The organism is Paenibacillus thalictri (genome assembly GCF_004307995.1).
GTDB classification, from domain to species: domain Bacteria; phylum Bacillota; class Bacilli; order Paenibacillales; family NBRC-103111; genus Paenibacillus_AF; species Paenibacillus_AF thalictri.
Window position 1 is genome coordinate 159,221 of the sequence record NZ_SIRE01000002.1, and the last position, 18,728, is coordinate 177,948.

Consider the following 18,728-nt stretch of genomic DNA (forward strand, 5'->3'; position numbering starts at 1 on the left):
AAGCAAAAAAGCTGTGACCAAAATCACAGCTTCGCCAAACTATCTGTTAACCCATGGTATATTTTCACGGTAAATCCGTTCTTGTTTCTTTTTGCTGTTTTTCCTAATGAGGCTGTTGATTGCCGCTTTCGCACTGGACGGCTTTTTCTTGCGGGAAGCCGAACGGGCGGCGGCGGGTTCTTGCTCCTTCACCGGTTGAGCTGAAACGGCGCCTGTTTGTTCATTTCCTCTTTTGTGGCAATCGCATTCCTTTTCAGCCTGCTGCACTCCAAATGTCCCGTACGGCGAGACAAACGGGGAGTTGAACATCGGACCGTAAGCTGCTCCCGGGAATGGGGAAGCTTGAACCCCGGCGGTTCCCGGAAAGCCGTGCAGCTGCATTTCGGCTTGCCCATATGGGAAAAACGAAGGCTGCTGGGAAAATCCGGGCATCATGTTCGGGTTGGCGCCAAACATTTCTGGACTGACGTGATACATTTCCGGACTGACTTGATACATCTCCGGGGAAGCGTTAAACATCTGAGCGGGCTGCACGGCTCCGTGGCCTCCGCACCCGCAGCCGCAATCGCTTTTCGGAGCGGCCTGCTCAAACATCGGCATCGCCGGAAATGGAGGAGTGGGCGTAAACGCCGGGTAATTCGGGAACATCGGCATCTGCTGGAAGGCCGGCATCTGATCTACGCAGGGCAGCTCTTGCGGCGCCCATTGGATCGGATTGACGGCATGGTGCATATGATGATGAACAGGCGCTTGCTCATATATGTTAATTTCCTGCTCTTGCAGCGATACTTCCACCGCAGGCATTTGGAATTGCTGAAATGGCGGTACGGCCGGCATTTCAGGCGCTTTGGGCACATAAGCCTCCGGAAACGCAAATCCGGCTTTCGGCATTTCCATGGACGGCGATGTGACGTTCGGCATGGATATGTTAGGCATCGATGAAATAGGCGAAGTAAAGTTAGGCATCGATGAGATTGGCGACGTGAAGTTAGGCGTCGTCTCCATCGGCTCCATTCCTTTAAGCGGTGTCTCCATCGGCGATACTTCTTTCGGCAGCGTTTGGACCGGTGCCATTTCTTTAGGCGCTGGCGCTGTTTCGATCGGCGCTATTTCCTTAGGAGCCGTTTCGATTGGCGCTGCTTCCTTAGGAGTCGTCTCGATTGGCGCAACTTCCTTAGGAGCTGTCTCGATTGGCGCAACCTCTTTGGGAGGGGTTTCGATCGGCGCGACGGGAGCAGTCGGTGGAACGACAATTTGCGATGTATTTTTTTTGTTGTTAGGCAGATGGCCGTGATGCTGAGTTTGACCATGATGATGTTGCTGTTGCTGTTTTCCCAATTTCGGAATGTACACTACCTCTCCGGTCATAAGCACATTCGGGTTTTTCAGCTGCGGATTGGCCGAAATCATTTCCGCCAGCGGGATCCCCCAAGCCTTGCCAAGTTTCCAAAGCGTATCGCCTTGCACGACTAAATGCTTATACAAGTAGTCTGAGGGCGGCTCCACCGACATTGGAGATGAGGGGATTTTCACTTTCATCCCCACCTCAATCGCGTTAGGATCGGCGATTTGCGGGTTGGCTGCAATCAATTTTTCCAAATCAACGCCATATTTTTGTGACAGATCATACAACGTATCGCCTGATTTCACGATATGGATTTTCACTTTTATGCTACCTCCTCAAAATTTTGTTGCCAGAGGCAACCGGGCGGCAAGCGCGCTAGAAAGACCGTTCCGCCAACCGGCACAGACGTTTCCCCCTGATTTACGGAAAAAAAGCCTGAAGAATCGATTCGGTGTCTCGGCTTTAGGGCCGCATGCAATAACAGTACAGTTTATGCAGCACTTGGGCTTTTGTACCTCCTAATTCGCAAAACAATGAAAAAATAGCTTGAAAACAAGAAAAAACCCGACTGAAAAACATGAGGCGGGCAGCCGCGGCATGAAACATCGTTTTTTAACGCCAAAAAAGCCGCATGGCTGCTGGTTAGGCAACTGCGGCTTTCTTTTCTTACCGTTATTAATTTCGGATCAAATAATCAAATGCGCCCAGGGCTGCAGTAGCGCCGGATCCCATAGAAATGATGATTTGCTTATAAGGGCTGTTCGTACAGTCTCCTGCGGCAAACACTCCGGGAACGCTGGTAGCGCCATGGCCGTTCACAACGAGCTCGCCCATACGGGTCCGTTCGAGTGTTTCGGCCAGCCAATCGGTGTTTGGCACCAAGCCGATTTGGACAAATACGCCCTGCAATTCAACATGCCCGATTTGTCCGCTATCGCGGTCCATGTAGGAAATACCGTCCACTTTATCCGTACCGGTAATTTCCTTCGTCTGCACGTTCTTCAACACCGTAACATTCGGCAAGCTGAAGAGACGTTTTTGCAGCACGGCGTCCGCTTTCAGCTCCGGCATAAATTCAAGCACGGTGACATGGCTGACGATGCCGGCAAGATCGATGGCTGCTTCGATGCCGGAATTTCCGCCGCCGATAACCGCTACATGTTTGCCTGCAAAGAGCGGACCGTCGCAGTGAGGACAATATGCCACGCCTTTGTTTTTGAATTCGGCTTCACCCGGCACGCCCACGTTGCGCCAACGGGCGCCCGTCGAGACGATAACGGCTTTGCTTTTGAGAACGGCTCCGCTTTCGAGTTCGACTTCGATGAACTCTCTTTTCTCCAGCCGCTTCGCACGCTGCTGCTTCATGATATCGACGCCGTATTCCTTCACATGCTCTTCAAGACTAGCCGCAAGCTTCGGGCCTTCCGTATATTTCATGCTGATGAAATTCTCGATGCCTACGGTGTCCATCACCTGACCGCCGAAGCGCTCTGCAACAATACCCGTGCGAATGCCTTTGCGTGCAGCATAGATTGCCGCACTTGCACCGGCAGGCCCGCCTCCGATAACAAGCACGTCAAACGGAGCTTTATCGGACAACTCCGAGGCATCCGGACCGGTGCCGAGCTTGGCCAATATTTCCTCAATCGTCATCCGGCCGCTGCCGAAAAATTCGCCGTTCAGGAACACTGACGGGACGGCCATGACGTTTTTGCTTTCGGCTTCGGCTTTAAACGCCGCGCCGTCAATCATCGTGTGCGAAATGCCCGGATTGAGGATGCTCATCAGATTCAGCGCTTGCACCACGTCGGGGCAATTATGGCAGCTTAAGCTGATGTAAGATTCAAAGCGGTATTCACCGCTGATGTTTTTGATCTGGTCGATTACGTCTTGCTCGACTTTAGGAGCTCTGCCGCTTACTTGCAGCAGCGCCAGCACTAATGAAGTGAACTCGTGTCCCAAGGGGATACCGGCAAATACAACACCCGTATCTTCGCCCGCACGATTCACGCTAAAGCTCGGCGTTCTCTCCAATTCGGCTTTTTCAACAATAATTCTGGACGACATGCCGGCTAGTTCGTCCACTAAAGCCAGCATTTCAGCAGATACCGAATCGGAGCCTGCGCTAACTTTAATTAGCACATCGCCTTCCATGAGCTGAAGGTATTGGTTTAATTGTGCCTTAATATCTCCGTCCAGTGCCATAGTCCGTAAGCTCCTTAAATTTTTCCTACAAGATCAAGGCTTGGCTTCAGTGTTGCTCCGCCTTCTTGCCATTTAGCAGGGCAAACTTCACCCGGATTTTTGCGCACGTATTGAGCAGCTTTGATTTTGTTAACCAGCGCGCTTGCATCGCGGCCGATGCCGCCAGCGTTGATTTCAACGGTTTGGATCACGCCGTCCGGGTCAATGATGAATGTGCCGCGGTCAGCAAGGCCGTCAGCTTCAATCAACACGTCGAAGTTGCGGGAAATTGTATGCGTAGGATCGCCGATCATGAGGTAAGTAATTTTGCCGATCGTTTCCGAGCTGTCATGCCATGCTTTATGTGTAAAATGGGTGTCTGTCGACACGGAGTATACTTCAACGCCAAGCGATTTCAACGTTTCGTATTGGTCTTGCAAGTCGCCGAGTTCCGTCGGGCATACGAAAGTAAAGTCGGCTGGATAGAAGCATACAACGCTCCATTGGCCTTTAAAGTTTTCTTCAGTAACTTCAACAAACCTGCCGTTTTGGTATGCTTGAGCTTTGAATGGTTTAACTTCTGTTCCGATAAGTGACATAGTGTAATTTCCTCCCAAAGGTTTTTTATAATGATTACAATCTAATATTAATTATTACAGCCGCATTTGTCAAGTGAAAATGATAACTTTTCTCAATTACGTGCAAACCGTACTTAAAAATCCCCGTCCGGCTTACCGGGGGCCACTGGGAAAGTGAACGCAACATGAGCGAATGGTTAATGGCCTCCCTTGCTGGAAGGGGATTTTTCTTATGTTGTTTCAAGCCTGCTCGTAGCTGTAACTTGGATAACAGCCGAGAATACGCACAAGGCAGCCAAGCGCGCGAATTTCCTCGATAGCCGCAGGCAGCAGAACCGAGTCCATCGACGCTTCGATATCGATATAGAAGTAATAGGTACCCAGTTTCTTTTTGGTCGGCCGGGATTCGATTTTGGACAAGTTGATCCGGCGCCAAGAGAATGCGGACAATACCTGATGCAGCGCCCCTGGAAAATCCTCAGGCAATGTGACGACCACCGTCGTTTTCCAATAATCGTTTGGCTTCAATTCAGGCGGTTCGGCTCCGACAATCACAAATCTCGTAAAGTTGTTTTGATGATCGTGGATGTTGCCGGCCAGCGTGTCCAAGCCGTACATTCCGCCAGCGGCAAGCGGGCCGATCGCGGCAATGTCGGAGGTGCCCAGCTCCTTGACCAAACGGGCCGCTTCGCCGTTGCTGCCGACAAGCTCAAACTCGGCGTGAGGAAGATGCTCCTTGACAAATTCACGGCATTGGGCCGGCGTTACATGGTGGGAGTATATTTTGCGAATGCGCGCATACATCTCTTCCGCCGATTCGCCGGGAATACGCTTGCCAAGCAGATTGACGGAAATCGGGTAATCCCACTCCGCCTGAATAAGCAGTTCCATTTCGTTAACGAGCCAATCGATATGTAGACGAACGGAGCCCTCAAACGTATTTTCAATCGGGATGACGCTTAAATCAGTTTTCCCCGAAACCGTCGAAAGAAATACATCTTCAATCGTTTTCAATGAAACATATTCATGTTCCGCGTTTCCCAGAAAATAATGTGCCGATTCCTCGGTAAAGGTTCCGGGTCCGAGTATTGCTATTCGTTTCATGCCCGGACCTCCCCTTGAATGTATTCGAACAATGTGCTGCTTTCGTTAAAACCGGTTATGACTTGTGTGCCTTCCCGATCCGGTTTCAGCCACAACGTTGCAGCGGATATGTTCTCTTGGCCCAGCGTTTCCAAAAGAAACCGTTCCAGCCCCGCTTTGCCGGCGCTTTCGCTGTCGACAAGCGCCAGCAGCGTAGGCCCGGCTCCGCTCAAGGCCGCTCCCAATGCTCCGTGATCGGACGCGTCGCGCAGAATCGTCTCCATGCCCGGGATCAGCGCTGCGCGATAAGGCTGGTGGAGCGCGTCTTTCATCGCCCGCGAGATCATATCCAGCCGTCCCGAAGCAAGCGCCGCCACCAGTACGGAGGAGTGTCCGACGTTAAAGACGGCATCTTTCATCGAAAGCTGCTGCGGCAGCACGCCGCGGGCTTTTTCCGTGGCCAGCTGAAAGTCGGGAATCGCCACCAGCGCTTCCAGCCTGTCGCTTGGCTCCAGCCGGATATGCTCCGCACGCTCGCCGTCCCAAAACGCCACCACCAGTCCGCCGAACAATGAAGCTCCGACATTATCGGGGTGTTTCTCCAGCGACGTCGCCATTTGGAATAATGCATCGTTGTCAAAAGGGCTGCCGATCAGCGCATTGGCCGCCGCCAGACCGCCTACAATGGCCGAAGCGCTGCTGCCAAGGCCGCGGGTAAGCGGAATGTCGCTATACATCGCAATGTACAACTCGGGGCAGCTGACCCCTGCCTTATCGAATACCATTTGCGCCACTTCGTAGATCAAGTTGTTTTTATCCGTAGGAATGCCTTGCATTTGGTCGCCGTACAACTCGATATGCGTATGATCCGCGGCTCCCATTTCAATCCAGGCATATAAGTTCAAAGCCATACCAAGCGTATCGAAGCCGGGCCCGAGATTTGCGGTGCTGGCGGGAACTTTGACGCGAACCTTTTTGTTTGCCATTGATTATGCTCCTCATGCTTTGATTGCGCAGTTGCTGCTTCGAATGCCGTTACCCTTCAACGCGGTACACGCTTTTGATCGAGTCGACGACATCCAATTGCTCGAATTTTTTCAAAACCTTCTTCATGCTGGCCTGATTCGCCTCATGGGTGATGATAATGATTTCCGCTTTCGGATTGTTCTTATTCGGATGCTGCAGCACCGACTCCAAGCTCACTTCGTATTCTGCGAATACTTGAGTGATTTGCGCAAGCACCCCTGCGCGGTCTGCCACGTGCAGCAAGATATAATTTTTGGACAAAATCTGCTCGTCGGTTTTCAGCTTCTTTTCTTTATACGTCCCAAACGACTTGCGTCCTCCGTTGTTCAGCTTCAGATTGCGCACAACCGCCACGAGATCGGAGACAACAGATGTAGCCGTTGGCATTTCGCCCGCTCCCGGCCCGTAAAACATCGTCTCGCCAACAGCTTCGCCGTAGACGTATACTGCGTTAAATACGCCGTTGACGGAAGCAAGCGGGTGCGACTTCTTCACCATCGTCGGCTGCACGCCGATGCTGATGTAATCGTCCTGCCGTTCCGCAATGCCAAGCAGCTTGACCTCATACCCCAGTTGCTTGCCGTAAGCAATATCTTCTTTGGACACTTGGGAAATGCCTTTAACCGAGACGTCCGCCAAATCGACATTGGACCGGAAACCAAGCGTGCTGAGAATGGTCATTTTACGCGCCGCATCCAGACCCTCCACATCCGAAGTCGGGTCGGCCTCCGCATAACCAAGCGCCTGCGCTTCCTTCAGCACATCGTCATAAGCAGCGCCTTCCTGGCTCATTTTCGTTAAAATATAGTTCGTCGTCCCGTTGACGATCCCCATAATTTTCGTGATGCGATCCGATGAGAACCCTTCGATCAAAGTGCGGATAATCGGAATGCCGCCCGCTACGCTTGCCTCGTAGAACACATCGCAGCCCTTCTCCGAAGCTTTGGCGAGAATTTCTCTGCCGTACAGCGCCATTAAATCTTTATTCGCCGTAACGATATGTTTTCCTCTTTCCAGCGCCTCCAAAATGTACGTTTTTGCCGGATCGATGCCGCCCATTACTTCCACAATCACGTCGATTTCTTCATTCTCCAGGATCTCGCGCGGATTATCCGTCAGCTTATCCGGGTGAATGGCAACGTTTCTTTGCTTCGAAGGGTCTTGAACCAATATTTTCGCTATTTCAATCGGCGTACCGGTTTGGCTGACCAAATCCTCCTGATGATTCTCCACAATACGCACAACACCGGTTCCCACAGTACCCAGTCCCAATAATCCAACCTTGATTGGCTTCATCTTGATCCCTCCACATGATAGTATATGTAAATCAGAATTACCCTTGTCCGATAATCGCCGCTCTGCGTACGCCGTCCTGGTTGCGAAGCTGATCCAGCAGAACGGCCAGGTTCTCGCCCATCGTCGCCGTATCCACAGTAATCACAACGTTCGCCATCCCTTGCAGCGGAATCGTCTGATGGATCGTCAGCACATTGCCCTCCAAACCGGCGATCATCGATAGCACCCGGGACAAAATTCCCGATCGATGCTCCAAGTCCATCGAGATGGTCACAATTCTTTCGCGGTCCAGCCGGTTGAGCGGAAAAATACCGTCCTTGTATTTGTAAAAAGCGCTGCGGCTCAAGTCGACCTGTTCAACCGCCTCGTGGATCGTTTTCACTTCTCCGCGGGCCAGCAAATTTTTGGCCTGAATGGTCTTGAGCAGCGCCTCCGGCAATATATCCTCGCGCACCAAATAAAAACGTTCGTTTCCCGTTTCTTTCAACTCCGCCTGTTTTCGTTCCAGCACGAGATCAGTCCTTTCTGGAAAGACGGTTGTTCTTGTCATGTGGACATTATACAAGAAAGATCAGGTAACGGCAATAGGCTCTTGCGTTAATCTGTGTCCATCCCGTGTCCCCGGTTATTCTTTTCCGTTATACTGTATCTAGTCTGCTCACAAAAAGACGTACGAAAGAGAGGTCCCTCTATGATCAAAGCCCGCATGATGGCGACAGCTATGTTATTTAACGGCAGCGACATGCTCATGATGAAAAGATCGCTGAATCGCACCTTATCCCCCGGCTTATGGGCAGCCGTCGGCGGACATCTGGAGCCGCATGAAATCGGCGACCCCAAGGCCGCCTGCCTGCGCGAAATTGCTGAAGAAACCGGGCTGGAGCCGGATCAGCTGCTGCATCTGAAGCTGCAATATATTTTGCTCAGGCTGAATCAAAACGAGGTCCGCCAGCAGTTTATTTATACCGGAGAGACGACAAGCAGGACTTTATCCCAAACCGATGAAGGCGAATTGTTCTGGATTCCCCGCGAACAAGTGCTGGATAGGGAAATTCCTTTTATCTTCCGTTCGTTGCTGGAGCATTATTTTGCAAACGGCCCTTCCGCGCACGTATGGGTGGGGACTGCCGGCTTCACGGACGCTGGCGAACCTGCCGTTCATTGGACGGAGCTGATCGACCCGCAGCGCGTTTAGCCGGGAACGGCATAAACACACAACAAACCTCGGAGCGCTTGGCCCCGAGGTTGTTTTTCACTGTGCTTCGTTTTTTATTTCAAAAAGGCGCTCAGCATCCACACGTGTTTCTCCAACTCGGTCTGAATGGAGAGCAGCATGTCCGCCGTAGGTTCATCGCCGGACTGTTGGGCAAGCGCCATCGCTTCCTTCAGTTCGCCGACCATCAACGTATAATCGCTTGCTACAGCGGCAACCATCTCTTCGGCGCTCTCGCCGCCCGAAGCTTCCTTAACACCGCTATATTGCAAGTAGTCGGACATCTTCGCATATGGAGTTCCTTTCAGGGCAAGCACACGTTCGGCCAAGTCGTCGACGTGGGTCGCCGCTTCCTCATAAAGCTCCTGAAACTTCGGATGTAATACGAAAAATTGCGGGCCTTTCACGTTCCAATGAAAGTTGTGGAGTTTGACGTACAATACGTTCCAGTTGGCAAGCTGCCGGTTAAGCGCATCGATAACCATGTGAAATCTCTCCTCTCATTCCCCAATTTACTTCATGTCCTTATTATACACCCAATATTTATTTATAACAAGTATTATATTATAATAATTATAATTAACAACAAAACAAAAAGGCATGTTCAACGATGTATACACACCTTCGCCATGCCTTCCCTCGCAGCTGCGATTATTCCTGCTCTACGAATTCAAATTCAAAATCGCTGATCCGAACGATATCGCCGTCCTTGGCGCCGCGTTTACGCAGCTCCTTATCAACGCCCATCTTGCGCATCGTCCGCGCGAACCGCATGATCGCATCTTGCGTGTTCATTTGGCTGCGTTTCAGCATCTTCTCGATTTTCGGACTCTCTATGACAAAAGTCTCGTTGTCGCGGGAAATCGTGAATTCATCTTCGTCCTCCCGCTGCAGCCGGAACACTTTCCGTTCCTCTACTTCAACCACATCTTCAATCAGCGGCATTTCAGGCACCGTTTCAAGCAGATCGGCTACCCGGTACAGCAGTTCCTGCACGCCATCCTTCGTAATTGCGGAGATCGGATATACAGCGATATCGGCGCGGTATTGCTTCAGCTTCTCCTTGAACTCCAGCAAGTGCTCTTCGGCTTCCGGCATGTCCATTTTATTGGCCACAACCAGTTGCGGCCGTTGTTCGAGCTTCCCATTGTAAAGCTTGATTTCTTCATTGATTTTGACAAAATCGTCGTACGGATCGCGGCCTTCGGTCGCCGCCATATCGATGACATGAACGATCACCCGCGTGCGCTCGACGTGACGCAAAAACTCGTGGCCAAGGCCGATTCCGGTATGAGCGCCTTCGATCAGACCCGGCAAATCGGCCATCACAAAGCTGCGTCCTTCTCCTACATCCACAACGCCCAAATTCGGGGTCAGCGTCGTAAAATGGTACGAGGCGATCTTCGGTTTCGCCGCCGATACAACGGACAACAGCGTCGATTTGCCGACGCTGGGGAAACCGACAAGTCCGACGTCCGCCATGACCTTAAGTTCCAGCACAACCCAGCGTTCCTGCCCTTCCTCGCCGTTCTCGGCAATTTCCGGAGCCGGGTTGGCAGGTGTTGCAAAACGCGTATTCCCGCGGCCGCCGCGGCCGCCCTTGGCGATCACAACCTGCTGCCCGTGACGGGTCAAATCTGCGACAATCTCGTGTGTATCATCGTCGATGACTACGGTCCCCGGCGGCACACGCACGATCATTTTTTCCGCATTGGCGCCGTGCTGGCTTTTATTGCGGCCCTTTTCTCCCCGGTCGGCTTTAAAATGCTTCTGGTAGCGAAAGTCGACAAGCGTTCTTAACCCTTCATCGACGCGGAAAATCACATCACCGCCATTTCCCCCGTCGCCTCCTGCGGGTCCCCCCTCAGGCACATATTTTTCCCTGCGGTAAGCTACGAGCCCATCGCCCCCGTCACCGGCCTTGACGTAAATCTTCGCTTTATCTACAAACATGGTTTCCACCTCAATTATGTATAAAAGGCACACCTACCGATACAGCCGCTTCCTCCTCGGAAAACTCGGCCGTTATGATCTGAAGTTTGCCTGAGTCGTTTAATACGGTATCATGTAAAACCCGCTTCAGCTCCGGTTCGTTATACCCGCCTTGGTACACGCAATCGATCAGCAAATGATCCTCTTCCACCGCCAGCTCCAGACTGATCAGTCCCGCATCTTCGGAGGAAGGTTTGGCATGGAGCCGGAACGCTTCCAATAGTTCAATGATGGCCTCAGCGGCTTCCTGCTTGTCGAGCGGGAGCTCGCTTAACCTGATCTCTTGCCCCATCTCCACTTCGAGCCGCACTTCATTGGTGAGCGTACGGAAAGACAGCAGGTAGGCGACAAGCCGGCTTACGCCCAGCTTCGAGATGCCGCTTTCTTGCCCGATGTTGAATTTGATTTTTTCCACGTAATCCTGCAGCGGCTCGTATTTCTTCAGCTTGATATAACCGAACAAAACCTGAATATCGTTCATCCAATCGTGACGGTGATGATTCAGCGTCCGGATCATCCGGTTCTCCGATTCGCGCCGTTCGTTCTCAAGCAGAGCCCACCATTCGCGCTGTTCCCCTGCGCGTACGGCCTTGATTTCGAAAACCGCGATAACAAGCAGCAGCAGACAGACAACTAGACGCAGCGGCCATGCCAGCGGATATACAACCAGTATTAACAATAATCCCATAAAACTTGCAGCTCTGAACAACTGCAGGCCGTTGTTTTGATTCATGCGCTTTTCTCCCCACTTCCGCATCAACCCTCTGCCGCTTTTACCGCAGCTGCGCACAGGTCCGCGTCAACATAAGTGTACTCAAGGCAAATGTTCGCAACTCTTATTGGCGCCTATTCAGTATACCACGCTGTATGGGAAAGTTCACCAGTCCCGTCTAAAGCTGTCCGATTGGATAAAAATTAATAAAAAACCCCGGCGAACCGGAATTCGCCAGGGTTATAACCGCTTGTTTGTTACACTTCCACGGATGCAGCCACAGGAGCCGCTGCCACCGGATAAACGCTCGCTCTTTTGCGATCGCGTCCGAAACGTTCGAATTTCACAACGCCTTCGATTTTCGCGAACAACGTATCATCGGAGCCGATGCCCACGTTATTTCCCGGGTGAATCTTCGTACCGCGTTGACGAACGAGGATGCTGCCGGCTGTAACCGTTTGTCCGTCCGAACGTTTCACGCCAAGACGTTTCGACATACTGTCGCGGCCGTTCTTCGTGGAACCTACACCCTTCTTGGATGCGAACAACTGAAGATTTAATTGCAACATGAGAGTTACCTCCTTCTTCTAATAGTTGTGTGGTTCAATTACGATTCTTGCATTGCTATATATGCACCGTATGATTGTTCTATCGTACTTAACATCACTACCATCGATTCCAGCAAAAGCTGTACTTGCTCTTCGATACGAGGATCCAGCTTCGCAGGCACATCGACCTGCAGCAAGCCGTTCTTCATCCGATGGACAAGCTCGACGCCCAAAAGGGCCTCTACCGCATTGACCGTTCCGACCGTAACAGCCGATACGCCAGCACACACAATATCTTTACCGGACTTGTCGTACTCCGCATGGCCTTCAACCCGAAACCGCTCGATGCGCCGATTATCCGGCCGTCTTTTTATATTGACACGAATCATAAGAGATCTCCGCCAAATTAAGCTTGGATCTTCTCAATAACAACCTTCGTGTACGGTTGACGATGACCTTGCTTTTTGTGGTAGTTTTTCTTTGCTTTGTATTTGTAAACGATGATTTTCCGTCCTTTGCCTTGCTTTTCCACTTTCGCGGAAACGTTAGCGCCGGAAACGGTCGGAGCGCCGATTACGAGGCCGCTTTCTTTGGATACCGCGAGAACACGGTCAAAAGTAACGGATTCGCCTTCGCCAGCTTCCAATTTCTCGATGTACAGAACATCGCCTTCTTGAACTTTATATTGCTTACCGCCAGTTTCAATAATTGCGTACATTTGTTGCACCTCCCTCATGTCTTAAGACTCGCCTAGTCCAGGTGACAGCGCTGCGTAAAACGGCAGTTGTTCTTGAGTACCCGATTCGAGCGGTTACAGCATGCTATAGCAACACACTGAAATATATTATCACAAATGTTAGGGTAGGCGCAATGCCTGCTGTGGATTTTTTTTGCATAAGCTCATATTCTCAAGGTGTACGCCTCTCTCAGACGCGGATTTTGCCGCTGCCGCCGCATGCTTGACAATCCTGAAGCCCTTGCAGCTCCCGGTTTTCTCTGACTTTCTTGCGCGTGAGCTCGACAAGGCCAAGCCGGGTCCAGCCAAAAATGACGGTTTTCGTACGGTCCCGCTTTACCTGCTCCTCCAGCATATCCACCACCTGCTGCCGGTGTTCGGCCGCATCCATATCGATAAAGTCAATGACGATCAGACCGCCGATGTCCCGCAGACGAAGCAGCCGGGCGATTTCCTTGGCCGCGGCCATGTTCACCTCGTATACCGTCTGCTCGAGACCGATAGCTCCTGTATATTTCCCCGTGTTGACGTCAAACACGGTCAGCGCTTCCGTTTTGTCCACGACCAGATAAGCTCCGTTATCGAGCCACACCTTGCGGCTGAACGCCTTATAGATCTGCTCGTCGATGCCCAGCTCCAAAAATAAAGGCTGCCGGCCGAGATACTCGCGAATGTTGCGGCTAAACGAAGGAAGCAAGGAACGCAGCAGCAGCACGACATCGTTTAAAATCGCCTGCTGGCTTACGACAAGCTCGTCCACATCGTGTTTCATCAAATCCCTGACCAGACGGTGAATCAGCCCGGGCTCGCTGTACAACCTGCGGGGAGCGTGGACAGAAGCTGCCTGTTCCAGGCGGATCGAGTCCCATACCCGGCGCAGAAGCTGCAGGTCGTCGGCAAGCGATTGCTCCGATTCGCCCTCCGCCACGGTACGAACAATAAATCCCTCTTCCGGTTGAAGCAGCTTTTCGGTGATGCCCTTCAGCCTCTCGCGTTCGGCCTCAGAGCCGATTTTACGGGAGACGCCGATATAACCGGCATCGGGCATATAGACCCCAAAGCGGCCGGGAATCGAAAAATGCGTCGTGATGCGCGCCCCTTTGGTTCCGACGGGTTCCTTGACGACCTGTACGGTGATGATGTCGCCTTCTTTGACCAGGTCGGTAATCGGAGGTTTTGTTTTTGGCTGCTTTTCCAAATGGGCCGGCAGCAAATCATCAATATACAAAAAAGCGTTTTTTTGCAAACCGATGTCGACGAAAGCGGCCTGCATACCCGGAAGAACATTGGCCACCTTGCCCATATAGATACTGCCGGCAACATGGTGGTGTTTTTGTCCTTCTTCGTAATATTCCTCGAGTTTGCCGTCTTCAAGCAGCGCAACCCGGGTAAATCCTTCCTCGCAGTGAACAGCGATTTGCTTCATGCCCAAACACCTCTCGATGTCATTTTACATGAAAAGCTCGGAAACTGCACATCCCGGTTTTTTGTCGATAAAATAAGTGTGCAGCAGGCGTTGTTCCGGCAGCACGGCATGAATGCGTCCGGACTCGTCAATGACGTAAATCAGGTGATACTTGTCCCGTACAAAAAGCCGCAGTATGTCGGCCACCCGGCGCCGGCCGTTGACCACGATCGGCTGGGCCAGCGCGCCGCGCAGCAGCAAGCTGCCGGAACGAAGCTCGCGGCTCATTAAAAATCGCACAAAATGATACGGGATCCCGCGGTAAGCGTACCAATTGGAATAAAGCAGAAACAAACCGATCACAAGCAGATTAAGCTTGATGCCTTGCGTTCCGATATGCAGCAGCGCGGCAATCGTCGTCAAAGCGCTCACGGTAAAGCTCAACCAGGTGCAATAAAGAATGGCGCGGTGGTAAGGCATCCAGTAACTCATCAGGCACTGCACGATTTTCCCGCCGTCCAGCGGCAGCACCGGAAGCAGATTAAAGCAGGCGATAATGAGGTTCGCTTCGATAAAGTAACTCCACCACACGGAAGGCCACAGCCCTGTCCACTCTATCAGCAGCGCGATTACGATCATCACGGCATTCTGCAGCGGTCCGGCTATAGCCACCACCATCTCTTCCCAAGCCGGTACGGTGCCCAGTTCCTCCGTTTCCGCTACGCCGCCGAAAGGCAGCAGTTGGATTTCCCGAATCCGCCAGCCCAAACTTTTGGCGGCGGCAGCATGTCCCAGCTCATGAATCAGCACGATGCCAAATAATATCAGCATTTCCGTCAAGTAACCGGTGACGACGGACAACAGCAGCATAACCGAAAACAGCGGATGAAACCGCAGCCGGATTCCGCCCCAAAATAGGAATCCTCTATTGATCAAAGGAAACCACTTCCGCCGGATTGATCCACACACTGTTTTTGGACACGGCAAAAAACAGCGTCGCCCCGTCTGCGCCGCTGCCGGCGCTTCGGGTCCGGGCCGCGGTGCCTACCGTCTCGCCGCCCTTGATCCAGTCATTTACCGCGACCCGCGGCTGCTCCAGTCCGCTGTAAGTGGACTGCAGCCCGCTCGCATGCTGAATCACAACCGTGTAGCCGCTAATATCAGCCGGGCCTGCTTCGGCATCGTCCTTTTTGCCCGAAGAGATGACCCGCCCGGTATCCAGCGCAAAGACAGGGCTGTCCGCTTTCGTCTGCAGGACAATTCCCAGCCTGGAAGGTTCAAAGGGCGTAATGATTTTGCCTTGTACAGGGGCGAAATAGTGGGTGGTCATGTTGGTGCTGACCTTCTGCGCCTCTTCGTTGCTGAAGGAACGCAGGGCGGGCAGCAGCGTAGTTGTACCGCTGAATTTGGTATTGTACCATGCGGCAAGCTGTTTGAAATCGTAGGACTCGGTCAACGCCGTTCTCACATAATCGGCGCCTTTCACGGCCAGCGGCTGATTCCACTGAAACATTCCCCAAATCAGTGCAAAACCAAATGCCGACAAAATGACTTTAAGCCGGATTTGGCCTGTGCTCGGCGTTTCATAACGCGGGGGCGGAGCCTGATTGTACCTGGGATAACGCACCGTAGCGCCATGCTCCCGCTCCATCTTTTTGTTCCATACGAATTCGGGATCATCCAGAGGCCCCTCTTCATACCGGCCTGCGTAATTAACCGGCTGCTGGTATAACTTGGGCTCCATGAAAGGTTCGTAGTTTCTCTCCGTTTCTTGGAGTTCGGGCCTGCGGCTCGAATCTCTTAATTCTTTTAGACGATCCAGCCTGCGCTGGCGTATATTGTCCTTCATATCCATCCAATATGCCCCTCCCTGCCCGGCAAAGATTAGCTTGGTATTACTCTCATCCTATGAGCTTGTACGAAAAAAAAGCACCCCGGCAGGGTGCTTTTTTCTAAAGGATCTTTTTTCTCAAAACGACGGTTCTTTGTCCTGATGTACTTTGATGCTCATGACAAGTCCCAACGACATCATATTAATCATCAGCGAGGTTCCTCCGTAGCTGATGAACGGAAGCGTAATCCCGGTGAGCGGCATAATGCCGATCAGCATGCCGATATTCTCGAAAATCTGAAAGACAAACATCGAAACAATGCCGATAATCACATACGAACCGCCGTGATCGGAGCATTGCAGCGCAATCAGAATCATCCGGTAGATCAGCACAAAGTAAAGCAGCAGCAGCACGGAAGCGCCCATAAACCCAAATTCCTCGCCGATGACCACAAAAATCGAATCGGAATACGCATACGGAATGTACCCTCTGTGCACGGATGTGCCCTTCAGATAGGACTCTCCGAACAACGAGCCCGAACCGATCGCTTTCATCGAGTTGTCGACCTGGAATTTGTCGTCCCGGCTTGCCTCTTCCGGATTAAGAAAGGTATCCATCCTCGCGACCCAATGTCCCTTGTGATGCGATTCCAAATAGTCCTTAATAGGGTCGTGAAAATGGGCAAACATATATAATAACAGGGCCAAGCTGCCCACAGCCACAATAATGCCGATTAAAAAATGCGTATATTTCACATTGCCGATCCACAGCATGCCAATGAGAATTACAAGATAAATAATCGCGTTCCCCAGGTCCGGCTGAATGAGCACCAAAATAAACGGGACCAGCGTGATCGTGCCGATCGGAATGACGCCCGTTGTGAACTTCAACGCATCGCCTTTAAGCCTGGCCAAAAAGGCGGCCAATGCAATGATTAGCAGCAGCTTGACCAGCTCCGCTGGCTGAAACTCCAACCCGCCGAACAGCTTAAACCAGCTTCTCGCTTTATTCTTCTCAATGCCGAACATGTATACGGCGACCAGCAAAACGATGCCCGTAATGTATAAATAGGGGGCAATTTTCATGAGCAGCCGGTAATCCACAAATGTCACGCCAAGCAAGGCCACAATGCCGATGCCGTATATCGCCAGCGTCTTTTTCAAATCAAAGCTGATCTTGGGATCGTCCAGCGTAGCGCTGTACACAAGCATCGTACTGATGACCATAAGCACAAGCAAAATCGCGATGATGGGCGCGTCAACATGTTTAAATTTGCGCAGCACGCTCTAAATCATCCCATTCCCATGAACTTTTTCAAACGTTTCATCAGGCCGGGACTATCTTCAAGCGACATAAGCGGCACCGTATCGCCCAAAATCCGGCGCGCGATATTACGGTAAGCGATGGCCGCCCTGGACGCGGGGTTCATAACGGTAGGCTCGCCGCTGTTGGCGGCTTTGATCACCTGCTCGTCATCCGGCACGATACCCACCAAATCGATGGCAAGCACCGAGCAAATCTCGTCGATGTCGAGCATCTCGCCACGTTTGACCATACTCGGGCGAATCCGGTTGATAATCAGCTTGGGGGAGCGAAGGTTCGATTTCTCCAGCAGCCCGATAATCCGGTCCGCGTCGCGGACTGCCGCATGCTCCGGCGTGGTGACGACAATCGCTTTATCCGCCCCGGCTACCGCGTTTTTGAATCCTTGTTCAATACCGGCCGGACAATCGATGACCACAAAATCAAAATCCTGCTTCAGATCAAGCACAATCTGGCGGATGCTTTCCGGTGATACGGCATCCTTATCCTTTGTTTGCGCTGCCGGAAGCAGGTATAATTCGTCAAAACGCTTATCTTTTATAAGAGCTTGCGGAAGCCGGCAACGACCGTCGGCGACGTCGACCAGGTCATAAATGATCCGGTTTTCAAGCCCCATGACAACGTCTAGATTACGCAGCCCGATATCGGTGTCCACCATGCATACTTTTTTGCCCTGGAGCGCGAGTGCGGTGCCTAAGTTGGCCGACGTAGTCGTTTTGCCGACGCCGCCCTTTCCTGATGTTACGACGATTGCTTCACCCAAATCGTTCAACTCCTTGAGATGTTTCTATCCTGTAATTGCGCAGGGAACATGCGATGAAATTGATGAACTTTATCGATTTTCATCTGGCCGTCCTTAATATAAGCAAATTCCATAAATGTATCGCTAGTCCCCCATTCGTCGGGAGGACGGCTAATAATGGTTGCGATGCGGAGCTGGGTTGGCTGAAGGTGCGATGCGGCAATGACAGCCTGCTCGTCTCCATCCACGCCGGCATGCACCATTCCGCGCAAAGAGCCCATAATATACACGCTTCCCGTGCACACAATGGTACCGCCGGGATTGATATCCCCCATGTAGAGCAAATCTCCGTTATGATTAATCGTCTGCCCGGAGCGGACGATGCCGCCAAGCAAGCTGAGATTTTCGCCAGGGGCGGCCAAAGGTATTTCCGGAGGGTCGGATTCGATCGATTGGATAAGCAGATTGCCTTTTTGTCCGATGATACCGCGAATTTGCTCCTTATCTTCATCCGATGCGGCACGCTTGCCCAGCTTGACGTGAACATGTATGATGGGCCCGGTCAATATTTTCTCGTGTGTCTTCTCCAGCTTGTGCTGAAGCTCGCCGAGCACTTCCGATAATTCGCACGCATCATCGAGCAAAAAGACAAGGCCGTCCTTTACCCCTTTGATCGTTACGTGATGCCTAACTGCCGTCATAACCCGCATAAC

20 protein-coding genes and 1 other annotated feature are annotated in these 18,728 nt (G+C 52.0%); of the genes, 1 reads left to right on the forward strand and 19 read right to left on the reverse strand.

The annotated features are described in order from the left end of the window. Nucleotides 1–39: 39 nt before the first annotated feature. The 7 genes from EYB31_RS40630 to EYB31_RS01020 all read right to left on the reverse strand — a co-directional run bounded on the left by EYB31_RS40630 (nt 40) and on the right by EYB31_RS01020 (nt 8,062). Nucleotides 40–1,665 carry a LysM peptidoglycan-binding domain-containing protein gene (locus tag EYB31_RS40630; RefSeq protein ID WP_206105416.1) on the reverse strand — a complete coding sequence of 542 codons (1,626 nt, stop codon included), beginning with the start codon at nt 1,663–1,665 and terminating at the stop codon, nt 40–42. A 355-nt stretch (nt 1,666–2,020) separates the two neighbouring features. After that, a complete protein-coding gene (gene ahpF / locus EYB31_RS00995; RefSeq protein ID WP_131011398.1) occupies nt 2,021–3,550 on the reverse strand; it encodes an alkyl hydroperoxide reductase subunit F in 1,530 nt (509 codons plus the stop codon). A gap of 14 nt (nt 3,551–3,564) precedes the next feature. Continuing rightward, entirely contained in the window at nt 3,565–4,128 is a 564-nt protein-coding gene (gene ahpC / locus EYB31_RS01000) for an alkyl hydroperoxide reductase subunit C (protein ID WP_131011399.1), read from the reverse strand. 219 nt (nt 4,129–4,347) lie between these two features. Then, nucleotides 4,348–5,211, reverse strand: a complete 864-nt coding sequence (gene pheA, locus EYB31_RS01005; RefSeq protein WP_131011400.1) for a prephenate dehydratase — start codon at nt 5,209–5,211, stop codon at nt 4,348–4,350. Then, the gene (gene thrB, locus EYB31_RS01010; RefSeq protein WP_131011401.1) at nt 5,208–6,176 is read right to left on the reverse strand and encodes a homoserine kinase; all 969 of its coding nucleotides are present in this window, start codon (nt 6,174–6,176) and stop codon (nt 5,208–5,210) included. Before thrB ends, pheA begins: the two co-directional genes overlap by 4 nt. Nucleotides 6,177–6,225: 49 nt before the next feature. Then, nucleotides 6,226–7,512 carry a homoserine dehydrogenase gene (locus tag EYB31_RS01015; RefSeq protein ID WP_131011402.1) on the reverse strand — a complete coding sequence of 429 codons (1,287 nt, stop codon included), beginning with the start codon at nt 7,510–7,512 and terminating at the stop codon, nt 6,226–6,228. 37 nt (nt 7,513–7,549) lie between these two features. After that, entirely contained in the window at nt 7,550–8,062 is a 513-nt protein-coding gene (locus tag EYB31_RS01020) for an ACT domain-containing protein (RefSeq protein WP_131011403.1), read from the reverse strand. 141 nt (nt 8,063–8,203) lie between these two features. Here EYB31_RS01020 and EYB31_RS01025 point away from each other — a divergent pair, with 141 nt between their 5' ends. Further along, a complete protein-coding gene (locus EYB31_RS01025) occupies nt 8,204–8,707 on the forward strand; it encodes an NUDIX domain-containing protein (RefSeq protein ID WP_131011404.1) in 504 nt (167 codons plus the stop codon). A gap of 74 nt (nt 8,708–8,781) precedes the next feature. On the opposite strand, the gene EYB31_RS01030 is transcribed toward EYB31_RS01025, so the two are convergent. The 12 genes from EYB31_RS01030 to EYB31_RS01085 form a co-directional block, all read right to left on the reverse strand. Further along, nucleotides 8,782–9,210, reverse strand: a complete 429-nt coding sequence (locus EYB31_RS01030) for a Dps family protein (RefSeq protein ID WP_131011405.1) — start codon at nt 9,208–9,210, stop codon at nt 8,782–8,784. A gap of 166 nt (nt 9,211–9,376) precedes the next feature. After that, nucleotides 9,377–10,678 carry a GTPase ObgE gene (gene obgE / locus EYB31_RS01035; protein WP_131011406.1) on the reverse strand — a complete coding sequence of 434 codons (1,302 nt, stop codon included), beginning with the start codon at nt 10,676–10,678 and terminating at the stop codon, nt 9,377–9,379. A gap of 10 nt (nt 10,679–10,688) precedes the next feature. Then, entirely contained in the window at nt 10,689–11,450 is a 762-nt protein-coding gene (locus tag EYB31_RS01040; protein WP_165452136.1) for a Spo0B domain-containing protein, read from the reverse strand. A 236-nt stretch (nt 11,451–11,686) separates the two neighbouring features. Further along, nucleotides 11,687–11,998: a 50S ribosomal protein L27 gene (rpmA, locus tag EYB31_RS01045; protein WP_131011408.1), complete on the reverse strand. Its 312-nt coding sequence runs from the start codon at nt 11,996–11,998 to the stop codon at nt 11,687–11,689. Between the two features lie 38 nt (nt 11,999–12,036). Further along, nucleotides 12,037–12,366 carry a ribosomal-processing cysteine protease Prp gene (locus EYB31_RS01050; RefSeq protein WP_131011409.1) on the reverse strand — a complete coding sequence of 110 codons (330 nt, stop codon included), beginning with the start codon at nt 12,364–12,366 and terminating at the stop codon, nt 12,037–12,039. Nucleotides 12,367–12,383: 17 nt separating this feature from the next. After that, nucleotides 12,384–12,695, reverse strand: a complete 312-nt coding sequence (gene rplU / locus EYB31_RS01055) for a 50S ribosomal protein L21 (RefSeq protein ID WP_131011410.1) — start codon at nt 12,693–12,695, stop codon at nt 12,384–12,386. A gap of 14 nt (nt 12,696–12,709) precedes the next feature. Further along, nucleotides 12,710–12,800, reverse strand: a sequence feature (ribosomal protein L21 leader region). 103 nt (nt 12,801–12,903) lie between these two features. Further along, nucleotides 12,904–14,139 (reverse strand): Rne/Rng family ribonuclease, encoded by a 1,236-nt coding sequence (locus EYB31_RS01060; RefSeq protein ID WP_131011411.1) that lies wholly within the window; start codon nt 14,137–14,139, stop codon nt 12,904–12,906. Between the two features lie 24 nt (nt 14,140–14,163). Further along, nucleotides 14,164–15,054, reverse strand: a complete 891-nt coding sequence (locus EYB31_RS01065; RefSeq protein ID WP_240761987.1) for a M50 family metallopeptidase — start codon at nt 15,052–15,054, stop codon at nt 14,164–14,166. Further along, nucleotides 15,044–15,973 (reverse strand): M23 family metallopeptidase, encoded by a 930-nt coding sequence (locus EYB31_RS01070; RefSeq protein ID WP_131011412.1) that lies wholly within the window; start codon nt 15,971–15,973, stop codon nt 15,044–15,046. Before EYB31_RS01070 ends, EYB31_RS01065 begins: the two co-directional genes overlap by 11 nt. Before the next feature lie 114 nt (nt 15,974–16,087). Beyond that, nucleotides 16,088–17,233 carry an FtsW/RodA/SpoVE family cell cycle protein gene (locus EYB31_RS01075; protein WP_131011413.1) on the reverse strand — a complete coding sequence of 382 codons (1,146 nt, stop codon included), beginning with the start codon at nt 17,231–17,233 and terminating at the stop codon, nt 16,088–16,090. 8 nt (nt 17,234–17,241) lie between these two features. After that, nucleotides 17,242–18,036 (reverse strand): septum site-determining protein MinD, encoded by a 795-nt coding sequence (gene minD, locus EYB31_RS01080; protein ID WP_131011414.1) that lies wholly within the window; start codon nt 18,034–18,036, stop codon nt 17,242–17,244. Between the two features lie 5 nt (nt 18,037–18,041). Continuing rightward, a complete protein-coding gene (locus tag EYB31_RS01085) occupies nt 18,042–18,716 on the reverse strand; it encodes a septum site-determining protein MinC (RefSeq protein WP_131011415.1) in 675 nt (224 codons plus the stop codon). Between the last annotated feature and the right edge of the window lie 12 nt (nt 18,717–18,728).

What these genes read in the sequence shown, in the direction of transcription:
- ahpF (WP_131011398.1), bottom strand. Translation starts at nt 3,550, where the DNA reads ATGGCACTGGACGGAGATATTAAGGCACAATTAAACCAATACCTTCAG.
- ahpC (WP_131011399.1), bottom strand. Translation starts at nt 4,128, where the DNA reads ATGTCACTTATCGGAACAGAAGTTAAACCATTCAAAGCTCAAGCATAC.
- pheA (WP_131011400.1), bottom strand. Translation starts at nt 5,211, where the DNA reads ATGAAACGAATAGCAATACTCGGACCCGGAACCTTTACCGAGGAATCG.
- thrB (WP_131011401.1), bottom strand. Translation starts at nt 6,176, where the DNA reads ATGGCAAACAAAAAGGTTCGCGTCAAAGTTCCCGCCAGCACCGCAAAT.
- EYB31_RS01015 (WP_131011402.1), bottom strand. Translation starts at nt 7,512, where the DNA reads ATGAAGCCAATCAAGGTTGGATTATTGGGACTGGGTACTGTGGGAACC.
- EYB31_RS01020 (WP_131011403.1), bottom strand. Translation starts at nt 8,062, where the DNA reads ATGACAAGAACAACCGTCTTTCCAGAAAGGACTGATCTCGTGCTGGAA.
- EYB31_RS01025 (WP_131011404.1), top strand. Translation starts at nt 8,204, where the DNA reads ATGATCAAAGCCCGCATGATGGCGACAGCTATGTTATTTAACGGCAGC.
- EYB31_RS01030 (WP_131011405.1), bottom strand. Translation starts at nt 9,210, where the DNA reads ATGGTTATCGATGCGCTTAACCGGCAGCTTGCCAACTGGAACGTATTG.
- obgE (WP_131011406.1), bottom strand. Translation starts at nt 10,678, where the DNA reads ATGTTTGTAGATAAAGCGAAGATTTACGTCAAGGCCGGTGACGGGGGC.
- EYB31_RS01040 (WP_165452136.1), bottom strand. Translation starts at nt 11,450, where the DNA reads ATGAATCAAAACAACGGCCTGCAGTTGTTCAGAGCTGCAAGTTTTATG.
- rpmA (WP_131011408.1), bottom strand. Translation starts at nt 11,998, where the DNA reads ATGTTGCAATTAAATCTTCAGTTGTTCGCATCCAAGAAGGGTGTAGGT.
- EYB31_RS01050 (WP_131011409.1), bottom strand. Translation starts at nt 12,366, where the DNA reads ATGATTCGTGTCAATATAAAAAGACGGCCGGATAATCGGCGCATCGAG.
- rplU (WP_131011410.1), bottom strand. Translation starts at nt 12,695, where the DNA reads ATGTACGCAATTATTGAAACTGGCGGTAAGCAATATAAAGTTCAAGAA.
- EYB31_RS01060 (WP_131011411.1), bottom strand. Translation starts at nt 14,139, where the DNA reads ATGAAGCAAATCGCTGTTCACTGCGAGGAAGGATTTACCCGGGTTGCG.
- EYB31_RS01070 (WP_131011412.1), bottom strand. Translation starts at nt 15,973, where the DNA reads ATGGATATGAAGGACAATATACGCCAGCGCAGGCTGGATCGTCTAAAA.
- EYB31_RS01085 (WP_131011415.1), bottom strand. Translation starts at nt 18,716, where the DNA reads ATGACGGCAGTTAGGCATCACGTAACGATCAAAGGGGTAAAGGACGGC.